General features: G+C 69.5%; 1 protein-coding gene. It reads right to left on the reverse strand.

All coding sequences use genetic code 11. From position 1 onward, the window contains the following. Window positions 1–1,653, reverse strand: a 1,653-nt coding sequence (locus IH13_RS0100100) for a polyketide synthase dehydratase domain-containing protein (protein WP_031079871.1), incomplete at its 3' end; no start/stop codon positions are given. Between the last annotated feature and the right edge of the window lie 18 nt (window positions 1,654–1,671).

Genomic DNA, 1,671 nt, shown 5'->3' on the forward strand with positions numbered 1-1,671 from the left:
CACCACCGCCGACAGAGCGGACTCATCGGTCCCGTCGACATCGATCAGTACGAACCGCCCCGGGTTCTCCGTCTGAACGGTTCGCACCAGACCCCAGACGGCAGCCTGTGCCGGATCCGGCGCGGAGTCGCCGTCGCAAGCCACCGCGCCCCGAGTCGTCACCACCAGCCGGGATTCGGCGAACCGCTCATCCGCCAGCCATTCCTGGACGAACTTCAGTGCGCTGAGCGCGAGTTCATGCGCCTGGGACGCGGCGTCCTCACTCTCGGAACCCGTATCGGCGAATGACACCGCCACCACGCCCGGCACCGCGTCCGCGGAAGTCAGATCGGCGTGGCGAGCGATATCGGGAAGGTTCCCCGCGGAGCCCACCGGCTTCTTCGCCCACTCGACCCGGAACATTGCGTCACCGAGCGCGTGATCCGCAGGCATCAGCTGTTCCGGCCTGATGGGTCGCAGCGCGAGCGTGTCGACGGAAGCGACCGGGTGGCCCGTTCCGTCGGCCAGCAGCAGTGAGACTCCGGACCGAACGCGCCGGATCCGGACCCTCAGTGCGCGTGCGCCGACCGCGCTCAGCGTGACACCGTTCCAGGCGAACGGCAGCTCGACGGATCCCGGCTCACTCCCGGCACCAGGTGTCGCCGACCAGCGCATGGCGTGCAGCGCCGCGTCCAGCAGTGCGGGGTGCACCCCGAAGCCCTCGGCGGCTGCGTCGTCCGGAAGGGCCACCTCCGCGTATACGTCGTCACCCTGCTGCCAGGCAGCCCGCAGTCCTTGGAACAGAGGGCCGTACTCGTAGCCGGACTCGGTGAGCGATGCGTACAGGGTGTCGACGGCGAGCGCCCGGGCTCCGGCCGGTGGCCACTCGTCCAGACCGTCGTCCGTCGGAGCTGGAGCGAGCGTCGCTGTCCCGGACGCGTGGAGAGTCCACACGTCCTCCGGTGCGTCGGCGGACGTGGCGTAGATCTGCAGGTTGCTACGGCCCGTCGCGTCCGGCAGGGTCGCCGTCACCTGGAGCACGACCGCGCCCGAGTCAGGGACGACCAGCGGAGCCTCGATCGTCAGCTCTTCAAGCAGCTCATATCCGACCTGGTCAGCGGCGTGCAGGGCCAAGTCGACGAAGGCGGTGCCCGGGAGCAGCACCGCTCCGAGAACGACGTGGTCGGCGAGCCAGGGGTGCGTCTCGGCCGACAGCCTGCCCGTCATCACCACACCGTCGGAGTCGGCCAGCCTGATCGCCCCGGAGAGCAACGCGTGCCCACCGGGCCGCATCCCGGTCGCCGAGATGTCGCGTCCCTGACCGGGATCCGACTTCAGCCAGTAGTGCTGGTGCTGGAAGGCGTACGTCGGCAGGTCGACGCGCTGGGCGCCGGATCCCGCGAACAGGGCCTTCCAGTCCAGCTCGACCCCGTGCGCATGCGCCTCGGCCAGCGATGTGGTGAAGCGCCGGGCTTCGTCCTCGTCACGGCGCAGCGTGCCGAGGGTCACGGCATCGGAGCCTGTGGCGGCGAATGTCTCCTGCAGTCCCATGGTGAGCACGGGGTGCGGGCTGACCTCGATGAAGACACCGTGTCCGGAGCTGAGCAGTGCCCGGGTCGCCTTCTCCAGGAGAACCGTCCGGCGCAGGTTGGTGTACCAGTACTCGGCGTCCATACCCGCCGTGTCCAGGAG

The sequence above is a fragment of the Streptomyces sp. NRRL WC-3549 genome (assembly GCF_000721935.1).
In the GTDB taxonomy this organism is placed as follows: Bacteria; Actinomycetota; Actinomycetes; order Streptomycetales; family Streptomycetaceae; genus Streptomyces.